Consider the following 16714-nt stretch of genomic DNA (forward strand, 5'->3'; position numbering starts at 1 on the left):
CTTCTTGTTTTGTCCGAACCGCGCGCCGGTTATTCCTCCGACGGCAACGGCGCTTCACCATGAATGACACCCGCTGCCATCAGGTCACGCGTGTTCTTCTGCACGGCCACCGCGCCAAACAGCGCCAACGCATAGGCCATGCCATGGAAGCCCTTTTCGTTGCGCTGCATCTCGGCATTGAACAGGCCGATGAGATAGGACGCAGAACCCAGCAACAAGGCGCAGCACGATGCAGCGATGAAAGCGGCGGACGGTCGATCGGCGTGCTTTTTCATCATGATTCCTTTTCCTTGCAGGTGAAGGCGCCGCCTGCTGCCGCCCGGCCGACCTCGCGAGGCGCTCACAGGAATTGCTCCTGCTCCAAAGCGCCAGCAAAGCTGCTCTTCATGCTGTAAAAACTCACTTGGACATCGCTTCCCTGCATCCGGAGATCCTCATGCCCCGTCCCCTCCTGCTCAGCATGGCGCTGGCACTGACCCCCGCCCTGTTCACCTCTGCCTGTTCCGCCGATCCGGCAGATCCGGCCGCCGAAGCGGCGGTGAAGGCCGCGCAATGGCCGTTCACCGCCACTGAGACGGCCCGCTTCAACGAGCCCTGGGCGATGACCTTCCTGCCCGACGGCAGCGCGCTCATCACCGAGAAGGCCGGCAAGCTGATCCACTTCGACCCGGCCAGCGGCAAGCGCGGCGAGATCAGCGGCATCCCGGCCGTGGCCTATGGCGGCCAGGGCGGCCTGGGCGATGTGGTCGTGCATCCGCAGTTCGCCAGCAACGGCTGGATTTACTACAGCTATGCCGAGGAAGGCGAAGGCGACACCCGCGGTGCGGCCGTGGCGCGCGCCAAACTGGAGCTCGATGCCAGCGGTGGCGGCCAGCTCAGCGACGCCCAGGTGATCTGGCGGCAGACACCCAAGGTCAGTGGACGCGGCCACTACGGCCACCGCCTGGCGTTCGGCCCGGACGGCAAGCTGTGGATCAGCTCCAGCGAGCGGCAGAAGTTCGACCCGGCCCAGGACATGAAGAGCAACCTGGGCAAGATCATCCGCATCAACGATGACGGCAGCATCCCGGCCGACAACCCGTTCGTCGCCCAAGGTTCGCCCGCCGACCAGGTGTGGTCTCTGGGCCACCGCAGCGTGCTGGGCCTGGCCTTCGATGCCCATGGAAAGCTGTGGGAACACGAAATGGGCCCGAAGGGTGGCGATGAGCTGAACCTGATCCAGCGTGGTGGCAACTACGGCTACCCCATCGTTTCCAACGGCGATCACTACGATGGCCGCCCGATCCCCGACCATGACACACGCCCGGAGTTCATCGCGCCGGTGGTGACCTGGCGTCAGGTGATCTCGCCGGCAGGTTTCATCATCTACAGCGGTACACAGTTCCCGCAATGGCAGGGCAGCGGCTTCATCGGTGGCCTGTCGTCCAAGTCGCTGGTGCGCGTGGCATTCGACGGTGACAAGGCACGCGAAGCCGAGCGTTTCGACATGGGCAACCGCATCCGCGAAGTGGAACAAGGCCCGGACGGCGCCCTGTGGCTGCTGGAAGACGGCAGCGATGGCCGCCTGCTGAAACTGACGCCCAAAGCCGGCTGACCATCAAACCACCTTGTAGGAGCGGCCCCGGCCGCTCCTACACAACGGCGCGGCGCAGCCGCAGGCCCAGCCCCACCGCCTGCACCAGGCCGTAGCTGAGCAATGCAGCCACCAGGCCCATCGTCAACGGGCTGACATTGCCACCACCCGACATCATTCCCTGGCTGAAAGCCCCGCTGTACCAGCGCCATGCCAACCGGCCAACCAGCACCACCGACAGCATCCCGCCGATCCACGGGTTCGGGGTGTAACCGGGCCGGCCGTCACGCGCACTGAAGCCGGTGTGCTTCAAGCCAAACAGCCCCAAGGCAATACCCGCTACCGCGCCGAGCATCATTCCCGGGGCCGCATGTCGCATGTACATCGCTCCCCATGCCAACAGCAGGCCCAGCACCGACAGCAGCACGATGCGGACAACGTTCCGCACCGGGCGCCATGGCTGCCAACCGAAATGCCGGCGGATACGCCGGTAGTAAAGCCAACCGAATCCGGCAGTCATCAACCACGGCAGGTACACAGGCATCGGTGCGGGCATCACGGCTCTCCATAAGATGGCCAGAGCATCACACGGCCGTGCGCCGCTGCAATGTGTCAACTGTCACCCGTTTGCATCGACACCCGTGAGATCAGCGCCGGGCTGCGGGGAGCCCGCTTACCCGGCGCGTGTCACGGCGCCAGCAGTTCGAAGGTCACCGGCTCGCCGCTTGCCGACGAGGCGCATACCCACACGTCGAACAAGCCCGGCTCGGCACGGAACACGCCATCCACGCCGGTGAACGCAAGCTGCTCACGCCGCACGCGGAACTGCACCGACGTCGATTCGCCGGGGGCCAGTGCGATCTTGCGGAAATCCTTCAACTCACGCATCGGGCGCACGCGACTGGCGACACGGTCATGCACATACAACTGCACCACTTCTTCGCCGGCCACGCGGCCACTGTTGGTGAGGGTGGTACTGATGACCAGTTCACCGTCCCAATCCAGCTGCGGGGTGCTCAGACGCGGCGCATCGTAGGCGAACGTGGTGTAAGCCAGCCCATGCCCGAACGCATACAACGGCGCATCCGGAATCTCGCGCCAGCGCGATTTGAACTCGGTGATTCCCGGCAGTTCCGGGCGGCCACTGCGCGGGCGGTTGTAGAAGAACGGCTGTTGCCCCGACGCCAACGGAAAACTCACCGGCAACCGCGCCGACGGGCTGTAATCGCCGAACAACACATCGGCCACCGCCGGACCGGTCTGCGTACCCAGGTACCACGTCACCGCGATGGCCTGCGCATCACGCACCGCGCCCTGCAATGCCAGCGCGCGGCCATTGCGCAGCAGCACCACGACCGGCGTACCGGTGGCTGCCACGGCTTCGGCCAGCACCTGTTGCGCCGGAGGCAGCGTGAGTTCAACCCGCGACTGCGCCTCACCGGTGTAGCGTTGCGGCTCACCCAGTGCCAGCACCGCTACATCGGCACGTCGTGCGGCGGCCACGGCCGCTTCGATGCCGCCGTCCAGCGGACCTTCCAACCCGCAGCCGGGCACGATTTCCAGAAGGGAGTCATCGCCCAGCCCCGCGCGCACACCACTTTCCAGGGTGACGTAGCGCGTCTTGTCACCGAACAGGGTCCAGCACCCTTCGATATTGTCGCGGTCCTGTACGAACGGCCCGATCAGCGCGATCTTCTGCCCCTGCTTCTTCAATGGCAGCACGGCTGCATCGTTTTTCAGCAGCACGATCGAACGCCGCGCGGCGTCACGCGACAAGGCATCGTGCGCGGCGATATGCGATTGATCGGCCTCGCGTGCCGGGTCCAGCGAACGGTAGGGGTCATCGAACAAGCCGATGGCCTCCTTCAGCCGCAGGATGCGCCGCACCGAGGCATCCAGCACCGCCATCGGCACTTCGCCGGCTTCCACCAGGCCAGCCAGGTGTTGGTCGTAGAACCCGCTCTGCATGCTCAGGTCCAGACCCGCCATGAAGGCCTTGCGGGTGGCATCCACTTCGTCGGCAGCGTATCCGTGGGCGATCAGTTCCATGTCGGCGGTGTAGTCGGAGACGACCACGCCTTCAAACTTCCATTCATCGCGCAGCAGCTCGGTGAGCAGCGCACGATTGGCGCTGGCCGGAACGCCATTGATGTCGTTGAAGGCACTCATCACACTCAGTGCGCCCGCCTCCAGCGCCGCCTTGAACGGCGGCAGGTGCGTGTCGCGCAGCGTCTGCGGCGAGATATCCACCTGCGCGTATTCCATGCCGGCGGCCACCGCACCATAGGCGGCGAAGTGCTTGGGGGTGGACAGCAGCGCGTCCTCGGCCTTCAGGTCATCGCCCTGGAAACCACGCACGCGGGCCACGGCGAAGGCGGTGCCCAGCACCACGTCCTCGCCCGCGCCTTCGGCGCCCCGGCCCCAACGCTGGTCACGGGCGATATCCACCGCCGGTGCATAGGTCCAATGGATACCGGCAGCGGTCGCTTCGATGGCGGTGGCACGTGCGGTACGGCGGGCCAGTTCCGGTTCAAAGCTGGCCGCTTCACCCAACGGGATCGGAAACACCGTACGCATGCCGTGAATCACATCGGCCGCCAGAATCACCGGAATGCCCAGGCGGCTCTCTTCCACCGCCACCTGCTGGATGCGGCGCCCGGCCTGTGCACCGACGCCGTTGAACAGCGAGCCCACCCGTCCGGCACGGACCTGCTCCAACACCTGCTCGGCGTTGCGCACATTGGCTTCCGGGTTCACGTCGGGCGCGAACGGGCGAACCATGTCGGCGAACACCCCCAACTGGCCGACCTTCTCCTCGACGGACATCCGGGCGATCAGCGATTCGATACGGTCTGAAGCCACCGGCAATCCTTCATTGAAAACGTTTGCAAGGCGCGGATTCTAGCGCCACCACCGTGAAGCAGGCGCCCCGGCCGTGCCCAGCCACGCGTTACTTCTCACGCAGCTCGCGGGCGCGCATCAACATGGCATCGCTGGATTCCTGGAACACGTTCAAGCCGAACTCCGGCAGGATCGCCAGCAGGTGGTCGAACACATCCGACTGGGTCGCCTCGTACTTCGCCCATGCCGTGGAGGCGGTGAAGCAGTAGATCTCCAGCGGCAGGCCCTGCGGGGTGGGCGCCATCTGCCGCACCAGCAGGGTCATGTCCTGGTGGATCTCAGCGTTGCGCCGCAGGTAAAGCTCCACGTACGCGCGGAAGGTTCCCAGGTTGGTCAGCCGGCGCGCATTGACCGGCTCCGGATGTGCCTGCGCCACCTGCGCGTTCCAGCGCTGCAGCTCCTGCTGCTTGCCGGCGAGGTAGTCGTCGAGCAGCGCGAACTGGCTCAATCGCTGCAGCCCCTGCGCATCCACGAAGCGGACGCTGTGCTGGTCCAGGTAGATCGATCGTTTGATCCGTCGCCCACCCGCTTCCTGCATGCCACGCCAGTTCTTGAACGATTCGGTCACCAGCTTCTTGGTCGGAATGGTGGTAACCGTCTTGTCCCAGTTCTGCACCGTGACGGTATGCAGCGCGATGTCGATCACGTCGCCGTCGGCGTTCTGGCTGGGCATCTCGATCCAGTCACCAATGCGCACGCGGCCATCGCCACTGATCTGCACACTGGCCACCAGCGACAGAATGGTGTCCTGGAAAATCAGCATGAACACCGCCGTGGCCGCGCCAAGGCCGGTGATCAGGTGCAGCAGTTCCACCCCGACCAGCACTGCCACGATGGACAGGCCGGCCACCACGAACACCACGATCTTGGCCACCTGCAGGTAGCCCTTGATCGGCTTGTTGCGCGCGTCGGCGCGGCGCTCGTAAAAGTCGTTGAAAGCGTCCAGCGCATGCGACATCGCCAGCGCGATGGTCAGCACGGTCCATGCGTGACACAACGCCTTCAGCCCTGCGACCAGTCCCGGCGGTAGTTCCGGCACGATGCTCAGGCCGGCAGCGAGCACCACCGACGGCACGATGTTGGCCAGCCGTGCGATCACCCGCAGCGACTGCCGGGTATCGCGCTCCGGGCCGGAGAAGCGTTCGATCACCCGATGCAGGCCCGCGAGCAGGATGCGCTTGGTGATGAAGTTGGCCAGCCACGCCACCAGCACCAGCGCGGCCAGCACCAGCGCCGGGTACGCCATCGGATACGGCGCCAACGTGTCTTCCAGCTGAGCCAGCCAGCGGATTCCCATTACTGCCATCGGTTTTCGTTCCTCATGTTTCGGTTTTCATCCGCGGCCCGTACAACCAGCGGCCACGGAATACCACGCACGCGCCTGGCGACAGACAGCGCTCGCCGCCGCTCAGGGTCACCACCAAAGAATTACTCGGCAGCGCGCGAGCGCTCGATGATCACACCCACCGCACGCGCACCGCGCACCGCGCCGGGCTTGCTCAGCTTCAAACGCAGCCATTGCACGTTGAATTCGTCCAGCACGATCTGCGCACAGCGCTCGGCCAGCGTCTCCACCAGGCCGAAGTCGGAGCCGCGCACGAATTCCATCAGGCGCTTGCTCACGGCCTTGTAATTGAGGGTATGGGCGATGTCATCGGTCGCCGCCGGCTTGCGGTTGTCGAAGCCCATTTCCAGGTCGAACACCAGCGTCTGGCGGATGCGCCGCTCCCAGTCGTAGATGCCGATCAGGGCGTCGATTTCGAGCCCTTCGATGAATACTTTGTCCATGTAAAACGGGGAACCGGTATTGGGAAACAGGCAATGGTAAGTGCAGGGGCGTTAAAAGCGGGGGATCGGAAGCACGAAGCAGCAGGCCAGACAGCGCCACACCCGCCACGAATCCCCATTCCCTGCTCCCTGCTCTTACTCCGCGCTCTCCGCCACCAACGGCGGCAGCAACGCCATGTCCCAGCGCGGGGTGACCTTGACCTCGGCCGGGCTGCGCTGGCCGGCCTGCAGCCGCAGCGCACCAGCGAAGGCGATCATCGCGCCGTTGTCGGTGCACAGTTCCGGGCGCGGGAAACAAACCCGGCCACCACGACGCTGCGCCGCATCCTGCAATTTGGCGCGCAGGCGCTTGTTGGCGCCGACACCGCCGGCCACCACCAGGACGTCGCAACCGGCCGCATCCAGCGCGCGGCCACACTTGATGGCCAGCGTATCGACCACCGCATCCTCGAAACCGCGGGCGATATCGGCGCGGGTCTGCTCGCTCTGGTCGCTGTCGCGCCAGGCCAACAGCACCTGGGTCTTGAGCCCGGAGAAGCTGAAATCCAAACCGGGGCGGTCGGTCATCGGCCGCGCGAACTTGAAGCGCCCCGGTGTCCCGGCCTCGGCCAGTCTGGCCAGCTGCGGGCCGCCCGGGTACGGCAGGCCCATCATCTTGGCAGTCTTGTCGAAGGCCTCACCGGCCGCGTCGTCCAGCGTTTCGCCGAGCAGGCGGTACTTGCCGATGGCATCCACCGCGATCAGCTGGGTATGCCCGCCCGATACCAACAGCGCCACGAACGGCGGCGCAGGCGGGTCGTCTTCCATCAGCGGCGCCAGCAGGTGGCCTTCCATGTGATGGACCGCGATGGCCGGCACATCCAGACCCCAGGCCAGCGAGCGCGCCACCCCGGCGCCGACCAGCAGCGCACCAACCAGACCGGGGCCGGCCGTATAGGCCACCCCATCGATTTCGGAGATGGCGATGCCGGCCTCGTCCAGGGTCTGCCGGATCAGCGGCAGGGTCTTGCGCACGTGATCGCGACTGGCCAGCTCCGGCACCACGCCGCCGTATTCAGCATGCAGTGCGATCTGGCTGTAAACCGCATGCGCACGCAGCGCCGCCGCGCCGGAGAGGGCCGTGTCATAGACCGCTACGCCGGTCTCATCACAGGATGATTCAATGCCGAGAACTTTCATGCGGCCATTGTGGACCTCTCCCGTCCCTCCGCAAACCCCGGGGGACTTGCACCCATTTTCAAAGGGACTATAATGCGCGGCTCGCCGGGCGTGACCCGGTTTCATTGTGTCCCGGAGATTCCATGCCCAGCGTTAAAGTCCGCGAGAACGAGCCCTTCGAGTTTGCTCTCCGCCGCTTCAAGCGCACTTGCGAAAAGGCCGGCGTGCTGGCCGAAACCCGCAAGCGCGAGTTCTACGAAAAGCCGACCCAGGAACGCAAGCGCAAGGCCGCTGCTGCCGTCAAGCGCCAGCTGCGTCGTTCCTCGCGCGACGTCACCAAGCGTCAGCGCCTGTACTGATCGGACGCGACTCCTGAACGGAGGGCTTCGGCCTTCCGTACTGGAGTGAGAGCCGGCACGCGCAAGCGTAGCCGGCTTTTTGCGTTCCCGACATACCTGAATCCGTCGTTCCAACCGCAATCCGATCCCGACACGAGGTGATCCATGAGCATGAAGCAACAGCTGACCGATGACATGAAGGCCGCCATGAAGGCCGGCGACAAGCACTCCCTGGGCGTGATCCGCCTGATCAACGCCGCCATCAAGCAGCGTGAAGTGGACGAGCGCATCGAGCTGAGCGACGCCGATGTGATCGCCGTGCTCGACAAGATGGTCAAGCAGCGCAAGGACTCGGTCACCCAGTTTGAAGCGGCCAACCGTGAAGACCTGGCCGTGATCGAACGCGACGAGATCGTCGTGATCGAGCGCTACCTGCCGGCCAAGATGGGCGAAGCCGAAATCCAGGCCGCCGTTACCGCCGCCATCGCCGAAACCGGCGCCGCCAGCGCCGCGGACATGGGCAAGCTGATGGGCGTGCTCAAGCCCAAGCTGGCCGGCCAGGCCGACATGGGCCTGGTGTCCAAGCTGGTCAAGCAGGCCCTGGGCGGCTGATCCAGCCGCGCCACTGCCGCACGCAACGAGGCCCGCCCCAAGCGGGCCTCGTCGTTCCAACGCCCCGCGCAGGAGCGTGCTCGGCCGCGAAACACGAGGGATGTAAAGGACACCAGGAGCCGCTCCCGCAGTGGCTGGCCACAGTTCACCTTCACCTGCGCAGAAGCCGCTTTCCACTACAACGTCCGCATCACCACACCTCAAAGGCGACCCCCTCCGCATGCAAGGCCGTACGTCCATCGACTCCCTGCGCTCCCGTTTCGACAAACTGCAGCAAAGCCTGCCTGCCGCCCTGATGCGGCGCTTCGTCGAAACCGATGTGATGACCCAGGCAGCTTCGCTGGCGTTCTACACGCTGCTCTCGCTGGCCCCGCTGCTGGTGCTGCTGTTGTGGCTGACCGCTTCGCTGTATCCGCCGGCGCAGCAGGCGCTTATCGAGCAGATCGCCTCATTGGCCGGCCCCAGCGTGGCGCAGGTCGCGCAGACCGTCATCGCCAATGCCACGGCACAGCCGGACCTGGGCTCACTGGCCGGCCTGTGGAGCCTGCTGCTGTTGTTCGTCGGCGCCACGGTGGTGTTCGCGCAGCTGCAGGCGGCACTGAACCTGATCTTCCACTCCGATTCGAGACGCTTCGAAGGCATCGTCGGCTGGCTGAAGAAGCGCGTGTTCTCTGCTGGCGTGGTGCTGGCACTGGGCTTCCTGCTGATCGTGTCGATGGTCGCCACCACCGCATTGCAGGTGATCTTCGCGCACCTGCCCTCGGTACTGCCGGCAGTGGCATACGTAACCACCGTGCTGCTGTACGCGCTCGGCTTCGCCTTCCTCTATCACTACCTGCCCGACCGTGCGGTCAGCTGGCGCCAGGCATTCGTGGGTGGCGCCATCACCGCCGTGCTGTTCGTGCTGGGCCGCTATGGCATCGGCCTGTACATCGCCAACGCCGCACCCGGCAGCGCCTACGGCTCGATGGGCACGCTGGTGATCATGCTGGTGTGGATCTACTACGCCAGCGTGGTGTTCTTTGGCGGCGCGCTGATCACCGCGGTGATTGATGAACGTGCGCAGGCGCGCAGGGAGCGGGTAGTGATGCCCGACGACTCCCCCATCCAGGACTGAAAGGCTTGCCGCTGCCCCGCCTTCCCTTGCGCCGAAGGCGATGGGGAGGACCCGGGAACCATTGCAGTTGCCGTTGACCTGGGCACCCGCCCAGCCAGCACCGACGCAGGCTAGTACACTTCCCACCCATCCTTGTTGTGCCCCGCCGTCTGGCGGCGCTGTCTATTGCCGCATGGCTCGACTCCCCGACGCGTTCATCGACGACCTGCTTGCCCGCACCGACATTGTCGAGGTGGTCGGCACGCGCGTGCCGCTCAAACGCCAGGGCAAGGAATATTCCGCTCGCTGTCCGTTCCATGACGAGCGCTCGGCCTCGTTCACCGTCTCACCGACCAAGCAGTTCTATCACTGCTTCGGTTGTGGCGCGCATGGCACCGCGATCAGCTTCCTGATGAACTACGACCGCCTCGAATTCCTCGATGCGGTGGACGAACTGGCCAAGCGCGCGGGCATGGAAATACCGCGCGAGACCAACAGCCGCACGCCGCAGCAGCAGGACGACAGCCGCGACCAGTACTCGGCGCTGGATGCCGCCAGCCGCTTCTTCCAGAAACAGCTGGAAAGCAGCGACAAGGCCCGCGCATATCTCGACGGCCGTGACGTGGATGCCGACACCCGCGCGCGCTTCGCCATCGGTTATGCACCCGACGGTTACAGCGCGCTGAAGGATGCGCTGGGCAAGGACGAACGACGCCTGAAGCTGCTCGAGCGCGTCGGCCTGTTCTCCAAGAATGACCGCGGCCATGTCTACGACAAGTTCCGCGACCGGGTGATGTTCCCGATCTTCGATCGCCGTGGCCGCGTCATCGCCTTCGGTGGCCGCGTCATGGAAAAGGACGACGGCCCCAAGTACCTCAATTCGCCGGAAACCGCGCTGTTCCACAAGGGCCGCGAGCTGTACGGCCTGTGGCAGGTGCGCCAGGCCAACCAGAAGATCGAACGCCTGATCGTGGTCGAGGGCTACATGGATGTGGTCTCGCTGTTCCAGTTCGGCGTCACCCAGGCGGTGGCGACGCTGGGCACGGCGACCACGCCGGATCATGCCGAGCTGCTGTTCCGCAACGCGCCGGATGTGTACTTCTGCTTCGACGGCGACGCCGCCGGCCGGCGCGCCGGTTGGCGGGCACTGGAATCGGTACTGCCGCGCATGAAGGACGGGCGCCAGGCGTTCTTCCTGTTTCTGCCCGACGGCGAAGACCCCGACACCATCGTGCGCAAGGAAGGTGCCGAAGCGTTTGATGCGCGCCTCAAGCAGGGCACGCCACTGTCGCAGTTCTTCTTCGACGAACTCAGCCGCGAGATCAACCTCGGTACGCTAGATGGCAAGGCACGCCTGGCCGAGCACGCCAAGCCGATGCTGGCACAGATTCCCGATGGTGCCTTCGGCGACCTGATGAAGCAGGAGCTTGCGCGCCTGACCGGCATTGGCAACCGCGCCGTGGCAGCACCCTCCGCCACGCGTGCGCCATCGCGCGCCAACGTCGCGCCGGTGGCCAAGCGCAGCCTGGTGCGCGCCGCCATCGCCATCCTGCTGCAGCAGCCGTCGCTGGCGATGAACCTGGAAAGTCACCACGCCATCGGCGGCCTGCGCCTGCCCGGCATCGAGCTGTTGCTGGAGCTGCTGGAACTGGTGCAGCAACGCCCGGACATCAGCACCGGTGCGTTGCTGGAACATTTCAACGAGCGCGAAGAACAGGCCGCGCTGCACAAGCTGGCTGCCATGGACCTGCCTGGCGATGAAGCCAGTTGGGCACAGGAACTGCAGGACGCCATCAACCAGCTCGAAAAGCAGCTGTTGCAGCAGCGGCTGGATGAACTGCAGGCCAAACAGCGCCAGCAAGGCCTGGACGACACCGACAAATACGAACTGCGCGAACTGCTCAAGGCACGCGCAGGCATGCGCTGAGCCACACTCCGAGGAGAGCACGATGACCGCCTACCGACCGTTCCTGCTGCTCCTCCTGCTTGCATCCAGCGCCACGCTTGCCGGCGAAACCACGCTGCGGCAGCCACGTCCCGATCTCTTTACCGCCGGCCAACCCAGCGCGCAGCAACTGCGTGATGCCGCCGCCAACGGCGTCACCACCGTCATCGATCTGCGACAGCCCGACGAAGATCGCGGCTATGACGAAGCCGCCCTGGCCGAACAGCTCGGGCTGCGTTATGTGCGCCTGCCCATTGCCGGCGCCAGTGGCATTACCGATGACAACGCGCGCGCCCTGCAGCGCCTGCTCAAGCAGGACGATGGCAGGACCCTGCTGCATTGCGCCTCGGGCAACCGCGCCGGGGCATTGCTGTCGCTCATCAATGCACGCCTGGAAGGCGCCCCCCTTGATGCGGCATTGCAGCTGGGCCGCGACGCCGGCATGACCTCGCTGGAACCGGCTGCACGTGCCGCGCTGGAGAACCCAACGCCCTGACCGGGCACCCCGCCCCATCCCCGCCTGAGGAGGCCCTTGCCGATGACTCGCTGGTGGTCGCGACTGCGACCGGACAACTTCACTCTCGCCCTGCTTGCCACGGTTGTACTGGCCAGCGTGCTGCCGATGACCGGCGCCGCCGCGCGCGGCTTCGACCACTTCACCGACTTCGCCATCGCCGCGCTGTTTTTCCTCCACGGTGCGCGCCTGCCACGCGAATCGATCATCGCCGGCATGCTGCACTGGCGCCTGCACATCGTGATCCTGGCCTGCACGTTCGTGCTGTTCCCACTGCTGGGGCTGGCGTTCAAACCCTTGTCCGGCACGTTGCTGACACCCGAGTTGTACATCGGCGTGCTGTTCCTGTGCGCGCTGCCGTCCACCGTGCAGTCGTCCATCGCCTTCACCTCGATTGCCGGTGGCAACGTGCCGGCGGCGGTGTGTGCGGCCTCGTTGTCGAGCATCCTCGGCGTGTTCCTGACGCCGTTGCTGATGACGGTGCTGGCCGGTTCACAGGGCGGCATGGCCAACCCGTTGCACGCGGTGGGCGCGATCATGCTGCAACTGCTGGTGCCCTTTGTCGCTGGCCACCTGCTGCGGCCGTGGATTGCCCGATGGGTGGAGAAACAGCGTGCGCTGCTGCGCTATACCGACCAGGGCACGGTGCTGCTGGTGGTGTACGCCGCCTTCGGCGAGTCCGTCAGTGAAGGCTTGTGGAGCAAGACGCCCGTCAGTTCGTTGTTCACCGCTGCGTTGGTGGCGGTAGTGCTGCTGGCCATCGCGATGCCGGGCATCACCTGGCTGGCGCGACGTCTGGGTTTCAGCCGTTTCGACGAGATCCCCATCGTGTTCTGCGGTTCCAAGAAGAGCCTTGCCACCGGCGTGCCAATCGCCAAGGTGCTGTTTGCCGGCGGCAGCCTCGGCGCCATCGTGCTGCCGATCATGATCTACCACCAGATCCAGCTGATCGTCTGCTCGGTGATCGCCCAGCGCTATGCGCGGCAGGGCGTTGAAGCACCGAAACGCTGATCGGCTCGCTTCACCCTTTACATTGCCATCCAGATGGAAAAGGCCGGCAAACGCCGGCCTTTTCATGCGGGGTCACAACCAGGGCAGCAGCCAATGGTCGACCAGCAGGAACGCGAACAACGCCATCAGGTAGACGATCGAATAGCCGAACATCTTCATGTTGAACATTTCGTCCGGCGGGTTCTGCATCTTCCACGCGTACCAGAGGAACACGATGTTCAGCACGGCGGCACCGCCCAGATAGAACATGCCGCTCATGCCGATCGCCACCGGCAGCAGCGTCACCACCGCCAGCACCACCGAGTAGGCCAGGATCTGCTTGCGCGTGTGCGGCACGCCATGGGTCACCGGCAGCATCGGCACGTCGGCCTTGGCGTAGTCGGCACGACGGAAGATCGCCAGCGCCCAGAAGTGCGGCGGCGTCCAGATGAAGATGATCAGCACCAGCAGCGAGGCATAGGCCCAGTCGGAACTACCCTGCATGCCGGTCACCGCCGCCCAGCCCAGCAGTGGCGGGGTGGCACCGGCCAGGCCACCGATGACGATGTTCTGCGAGGTCGCACGCTTCAGGTACACGGTGTAGATCACCGCATAGCCGATCAGCGAGGCGAAGGTCAGCACCGCGGTGATCACGTTCACCCACAGCACCAGGATGGTCATCGACAGCGCGGTCAACGCACCGGCAAACACCAGCACCTGCCGCGGCGACACCTTGCCCACCACCAGTGGCCGCCACGAAGTACGGGCCATCTGCGCGTCGATGCGTGCATCCAGCAGCTGGTTGATCGCCGCTGCGGCCGATGCCGCCAACCAGATGCCGAGGAAGCCCAGCACGCCCGATACCGCTTGCGCGGTGGTCGGCACCGCCGGAACGGCCAGGAACATGCCCACCAAGGCGGTGAACACAATCAAGGCCACCACCTTGGGCTTGGTCAGATCCCAATAATCACGCCACGTCGTCTTCATGCCATCACTCCGGAGCGCGCAGCCGCGCCAGCAGCGTGACCAGCACGAACAACAAGGCCACCGCGCCACCACTGTGCAGCACGGCCACCAGCAGCGGCAGCGCCAGCTTGACGTTGAGCACGCCCAGCGTGACCTGCAGCAACACCAGCACACCCAGCGTGGTCGCCCACGCGCGCATGCCCGGTATGCGGAACAGGCGCACCGACAGCACCAGCAGGTACAGCGACACCACGATGGCCATCATCCGGTGCGCCATCTGGATCGCGATGCGCGAAGCACCGTCCAGCACGCCGCCTTCATAGTCCACGCCGATGCCGCGCCACAGGGTGAAGCCTTCGCTGTAATTCTGTTGCGGCCACCATTGGCTGACGCAACGCGGGAAGTTGTCCAGCGACGCACTACCACCACCGCAGGCCAGCGCCGCGTAATTGGAACTGACCCAACCACCCAGCGCGATCTGCAGCACCAGCAACGCCACACCCGCACGCAGCCACCAGCGCAGGCGCGAGGCCTCGGCGAGGATGAGCGGCAGGTTGGTCGCCTTCCATGCCATCCACACCAGCATGCCGAACATCAACATGCCGCCGAGCAGATGCCCCATCACCACGATGGGCTTGAGCAGCCAGGTCACGGTCCACATACCCAGCAACGCCTGGAACACCACCACCGCCAAGGTCAGCACCGCCGCGCGTGCAAGATCGATGTTGGACCAGCGCAGCGCCGCCAGCAGCAGGATCGCTTCACCACCAATGGCCAATACGCTGGAGGCGACATGTTCACCGCGCATGTACAGCGGTATCGCAAGGGCCACCAGCACCGAGGCGGTGACGATCTGTGCGATGCCGTGCTTGCGGCGGCGCGCCGCCAGCAGCGCCAGGGTCAACACTTCCACGCCCAGCAAGCCGGCCAGGAAGCGGTGCACCTGCTCGCGCCAGGCCTTGTGGCTTTCCAGCGGACGGATCTCGCTGGCCGCGTGCTGGGCCGCTTCCATCTGCGTCTGCGGCCAGGTGACGCGGCCATAGCAGGTCGGCCAATCCGGGCAGCTCAGGCCAGCATCGGACAGCCGCACGAACGAGCCGAACATGATCGTGCTCGCGGTCATGATCAGTGCGAACCACGCCAGGCGGTGGAAATTGCGGTACAGCGCCGGACGCGCGGTGGCATTCATCGAACGGGACTCACTTCAGTTTCAACAGCCTGGAAAGGTCGGCCCGCAATCCACCGGGTTCAAAACCCGGCGCGTAGCGCAACACCACAAAGCCATTGGGATCAATCACATACACCGGGGTTCCAGCCGGGTCATCAACCCCCGGCAGCTTGGCCCGGAACGCGGGCTGGGCCTGCAGCACCTTCAGCGCCGGCATCGCCGCCACCTGTGCAGGGGGCGTACCCAGCCACAATATCTCGACATTATCGGCGTTATGACCGAACAGCTGCCACACCTTGTCCAACTGCTGCGACAAAGTGACGCAGGCGGGGGCGCAGTTGGCGTGCGGCGCCAATACGATTCGCCACACGCGCGCTTCCGGGTTCCACGGGTACGGCTGGCCATCCGCAAGCTGCAGGCGCTCATCGCGCAGATCAATCGCCGGTTCGTACAGTTGCCCGTGATTGCGGGTGATCTGCGGCGTCCAACCGGAGAAGCGCAGGATGCCGGCCAACGCCATCGACCCGAAGAACATGGCGAAGATCAACAACAGCACCCGACGGCCACGGTTGCGAACGGCGAGCTGATCGGGCGTAAGGGCATTCATGCGTGGCAGTTTCCCATGTGGAGGGTTGAGACGGCAGGAACGAAAAATCGGGGGACAGCGGAGCAGGGCAACGACGAAAGCTCCCTTCCCTGGCCCTGCCCTTCACCTTCGGTGAAAGGGAGGGGGAAAAGCGACAGTCGGTACATATGCGATGGCAGAAGCACCGGCTGCAACTGCGGCGATGTTGTTGATAGCGACATCAGCGGCAACCACCCCAACGAAAGCTCCATGAACCCTCGATTCCAACCCCTCCCTTGCGCGCAGCGCAGGGAAGATTTGGGGAGGGCTGCTGTTGCTCTGTTCTGCAACCAACATCACGACCGCCCTCCCCGCCTGCGCCGCCACTGCAACACCCCGGCGATCACCAGCACCGCCAGCGCCATGGCGAACCATTGCACCGCATAACCGAGATGCCGGGAAGGCGGCAAGGTATTGGGCAGCAGCTCCAGATCCCGCGTGTAGCCCAGCGGCAACGCGGGATCCAGCCGCAGCACGCGTGGTGCCAACGCGGACGGCGCCAATTCAAGATGTCGGGCGATGACCGGCAACTCCAGGCGCGTGGCCAGCCAAGTCCGTGCCTGTACTGCCGCGCTCATCGGTGGCCCCAATGCCAGCCCCGACGACGGCGCAGGCGCCCACAGGCCTTCCAATGACTGCCAGCCCTGCTGCGGTGTCACCACCGGCAACTGCCGGTTCGCGGGCAATGGCAGCCAGCCCAGATCCACCAGCACCGCCCTGCCATCCTGCGCACGCGCGGCCTGGTAAACCTTCACACCGGCGCGGCCCTCGCGCAGTTGGTTGTCCAGCAGCACCGTGCCGGGCAGGAACTGCAACCGGTCACGCAACCAATGCAGGGACTGCGGCATGCGCATGGCCGCATCCAGCGTCACCGCCATCGTGCGATCGGGCGGCACCTGCGCCAGCAATGCTTCCTTCTGATGCATGCGCTGCAGCTGCCAGACCCCGAAGCCGCAGAACACCACGGCCACCAGCAAGGCCAGCAACCAGCCAAAGATTCCCGTGTGCTGTCGCGTCATGACAAGTTGGCCCTGAACAGG

At 65.3% G+C, this 16714-nt stretch carries 17 protein-coding genes; 7 read left to right on the forward strand and 10 right to left on the reverse strand.

Features of this window, described 5'->3' with window-relative positions; all coding sequences use genetic code 11:
* Positions 1-29 precede the first annotated feature (29 nt).
* A complete protein-coding gene (locus ABB26_RS08955) occupies positions 30-278 on the reverse strand; it encodes a YiaA/YiaB family inner membrane protein (protein WP_425477253.1) in 249 nt (82 codons plus the stop codon).
* Between the two features lie 158 nt (positions 279-436).
* Between ABB26_RS08955 and ABB26_RS08960 the strand changes: the two genes are divergently transcribed.
* Positions 437-1594, forward strand: a complete 1158-nt coding sequence (locus ABB26_RS08960; RefSeq protein WP_057633368.1) for a PQQ-dependent sugar dehydrogenase — start codon at positions 437-439, stop codon at positions 1592-1594.
* Positions 1595-1631: 37 nt separating this feature from the next.
* Here ABB26_RS08960 and ABB26_RS08965 read toward each other — a convergent pair whose 3' ends face one another.
* The 5 genes from ABB26_RS08965 to tsaD all read right to left on the reverse strand — a co-directional run bounded on the left by ABB26_RS08965 (position 1632) and on the right by tsaD (position 7441).
* The gene (locus ABB26_RS08965; protein ID WP_057633339.1) at positions 1632-2129 is read right to left on the reverse strand and encodes a CcdC protein domain-containing protein; all 498 of its coding nucleotides are present in this window, start codon (positions 2127-2129) and stop codon (positions 1632-1634) included.
* A gap of 131 nt (positions 2130-2260) precedes the next feature.
* The gene (locus ABB26_RS08970) at positions 2261-4435 is read right to left on the reverse strand and encodes a glycoside hydrolase family 3 N-terminal domain-containing protein (RefSeq protein ID WP_057633369.1); all 2175 of its coding nucleotides are present in this window, start codon (positions 4433-4435) and stop codon (positions 2261-2263) included.
* A gap of 88 nt (positions 4436-4523) precedes the next feature.
* A complete protein-coding gene (locus tag ABB26_RS08975) occupies positions 4524-5780 on the reverse strand; it encodes a mechanosensitive ion channel family protein (RefSeq protein ID WP_057633340.1) in 1257 nt (418 codons plus the stop codon).
* A gap of 122 nt (positions 5781-5902) precedes the next feature.
* Entirely contained in the window at positions 5903-6262 is a 360-nt protein-coding gene (gene folB, locus ABB26_RS08980; RefSeq protein ID WP_057633341.1) for a dihydroneopterin aldolase, read from the reverse strand.
* A 135-nt stretch (positions 6263-6397) separates the two neighbouring features.
* Positions 6398-7441 (reverse strand): tRNA (adenosine(37)-N6)-threonylcarbamoyltransferase complex transferase subunit TsaD, encoded by a 1044-nt coding sequence (gene tsaD / locus ABB26_RS08985; protein WP_057633342.1) that lies wholly within the window; start codon positions 7439-7441, stop codon positions 6398-6400.
* A 122-nt stretch (positions 7442-7563) separates the two neighbouring features.
* Between tsaD and rpsU the strand changes: the two genes are divergently transcribed.
* From rpsU to ABB26_RS09015, 6 genes are all read left to right on the forward strand, one after another.
* Positions 7564-7779: a 30S ribosomal protein S21 gene (rpsU, locus tag ABB26_RS08990; protein ID WP_002808376.1), complete on the forward strand. Its 216-nt coding sequence runs from the start codon at positions 7564-7566 to the stop codon at positions 7777-7779.
* Positions 7780-7923: 144 nt separating this feature from the next.
* Complete coding sequence (locus tag ABB26_RS08995; RefSeq protein ID WP_057633343.1) at positions 7924-8370, forward strand: GatB/YqeY domain-containing protein; 447 nt, start codon at positions 7924-7926, stop codon at positions 8368-8370.
* A 220-nt stretch (positions 8371-8590) separates the two neighbouring features.
* Positions 8591-9487 carry a YihY/virulence factor BrkB family protein gene (locus tag ABB26_RS09000; RefSeq protein ID WP_057633344.1) on the forward strand — a complete coding sequence of 299 codons (897 nt, stop codon included), beginning with the start codon at positions 8591-8593 and terminating at the stop codon, positions 9485-9487.
* A 172-nt stretch (positions 9488-9659) separates the two neighbouring features.
* On the forward strand, positions 9660-11393 hold the full coding sequence (gene dnaG / locus ABB26_RS09005; protein ID WP_057633345.1) for a DNA primase: 1734 nt from the start codon (positions 9660-9662) through the stop codon (positions 11391-11393).
* A 22-nt stretch (positions 11394-11415) separates the two neighbouring features.
* Positions 11416-11907 (forward strand): protein tyrosine phosphatase family protein, encoded by a 492-nt coding sequence (locus ABB26_RS09010; protein WP_057633346.1) that lies wholly within the window; start codon positions 11416-11418, stop codon positions 11905-11907.
* 42 nt (positions 11908-11949) lie between these two features.
* Positions 11950-12936: a bile acid:sodium symporter family protein gene (locus ABB26_RS09015; protein ID WP_057633347.1), complete on the forward strand. Its 987-nt coding sequence runs from the start codon at positions 11950-11952 to the stop codon at positions 12934-12936.
* 72 nt (positions 12937-13008) lie between these two features.
* Here the strand turns inward: ABB26_RS09015 and cyoE are convergent, their stop codons facing one another.
* From cyoE to ABB26_RS09035, 4 genes are all read right to left on the reverse strand, one after another.
* Positions 13009-13902: a heme o synthase gene (cyoE, locus tag ABB26_RS09020; protein WP_057633348.1), complete on the reverse strand. Its 894-nt coding sequence runs from the start codon at positions 13900-13902 to the stop codon at positions 13009-13011.
* Positions 13903-13906: 4 nt separating this feature from the next.
* Complete coding sequence (locus ABB26_RS09025; protein ID WP_057633349.1) at positions 13907-15070, reverse strand: COX15/CtaA family protein; 1164 nt, start codon at positions 15068-15070, stop codon at positions 13907-13909.
* Positions 15071-15080: 10 nt separating this feature from the next.
* Positions 15081-15656: a hypothetical protein gene (locus ABB26_RS09030; RefSeq protein WP_057633350.1), complete on the reverse strand. Its 576-nt coding sequence runs from the start codon at positions 15654-15656 to the stop codon at positions 15081-15083.
* 314 nt (positions 15657-15970) lie between these two features.
* A complete protein-coding gene (locus tag ABB26_RS09035; RefSeq protein WP_057633351.1) occupies positions 15971-16693 on the reverse strand; it encodes an SURF1 family protein in 723 nt (240 codons plus the stop codon).
* Positions 16694-16714: the final 21 nt, after the last annotated feature.

Origin of the sequence: Stenotrophomonas humi (genome assembly GCF_001431415.1) — a bacterium.
GTDB lineage: Bacteria > Pseudomonadota > Gammaproteobacteria > Xanthomonadales > Xanthomonadaceae > Stenotrophomonas > Stenotrophomonas humi.

Coding starts and splice junctions, on each gene's coding strand:
- ABB26_RS09000 (WP_057633344.1), top strand. CDS start 8,591: ATGCAAGGCCGTACGTCCATCGACTCCCTGCGCTCCCGTTTCGACAAA.
- ABB26_RS09010 (WP_057633346.1), top strand. CDS start 11,416: ATGACCGCCTACCGACCGTTCCTGCTGCTCCTCCTGCTTGCATCCAGC.
- ABB26_RS09025 (WP_057633349.1), bottom strand. CDS start 15,070: ATGAATGCCACCGCGCGTCCGGCGCTGTACCGCAATTTCCACCGCCTG.
- ABB26_RS09035 (WP_057633351.1), bottom strand. CDS start 16,693: ATGACGCGACAGCACACGGGAATCTTTGGCTGGTTGCTGGCCTTGCTG.
- ABB26_RS09030 (WP_057633350.1), bottom strand. CDS start 15,656: ATGAATGCCCTTACGCCCGATCAGCTCGCCGTTCGCAACCGTGGCCGT.
- tsaD (WP_057633342.1), bottom strand. CDS start 7,441: ATGAAAGTTCTCGGCATTGAATCATCCTGTGATGAGACCGGCGTAGCG.
- ABB26_RS08955 (WP_425477253.1), bottom strand. CDS start 278: ATGATGAAAAAGCACGCCGATCGACCGTCCGCCGCTTTCATCGCTGCA.
- folB (WP_057633341.1), bottom strand. CDS start 6,262: ATGGACAAAGTATTCATCGAAGGGCTCGAAATCGACGCCCTGATCGGC.
- ABB26_RS08960 (WP_057633368.1), top strand. CDS start 437: ATGCCCCGTCCCCTCCTGCTCAGCATGGCGCTGGCACTGACCCCCGCC.
- ABB26_RS09015 (WP_057633347.1), top strand. CDS start 11,950: ATGACTCGCTGGTGGTCGCGACTGCGACCGGACAACTTCACTCTCGCC.
- ABB26_RS08995 (WP_057633343.1), top strand. CDS start 7,924: ATGAGCATGAAGCAACAGCTGACCGATGACATGAAGGCCGCCATGAAG.
- cyoE (WP_057633348.1), bottom strand. CDS start 13,902: ATGAAGACGACGTGGCGTGATTATTGGGATCTGACCAAGCCCAAGGTG.
- ABB26_RS08975 (WP_057633340.1), bottom strand. CDS start 5,780: ATGGCAGTAATGGGAATCCGCTGGCTGGCTCAGCTGGAAGACACGTTG.
- dnaG (WP_057633345.1), top strand. CDS start 9,660: ATGGCTCGACTCCCCGACGCGTTCATCGACGACCTGCTTGCCCGCACC.
- ABB26_RS08965 (WP_057633339.1), bottom strand. CDS start 2,129: ATGCCCGCACCGATGCCTGTGTACCTGCCGTGGTTGATGACTGCCGGA.
- rpsU (WP_002808376.1), top strand. CDS start 7,564: ATGCCCAGCGTTAAAGTCCGCGAGAACGAGCCCTTCGAGTTTGCTCTC.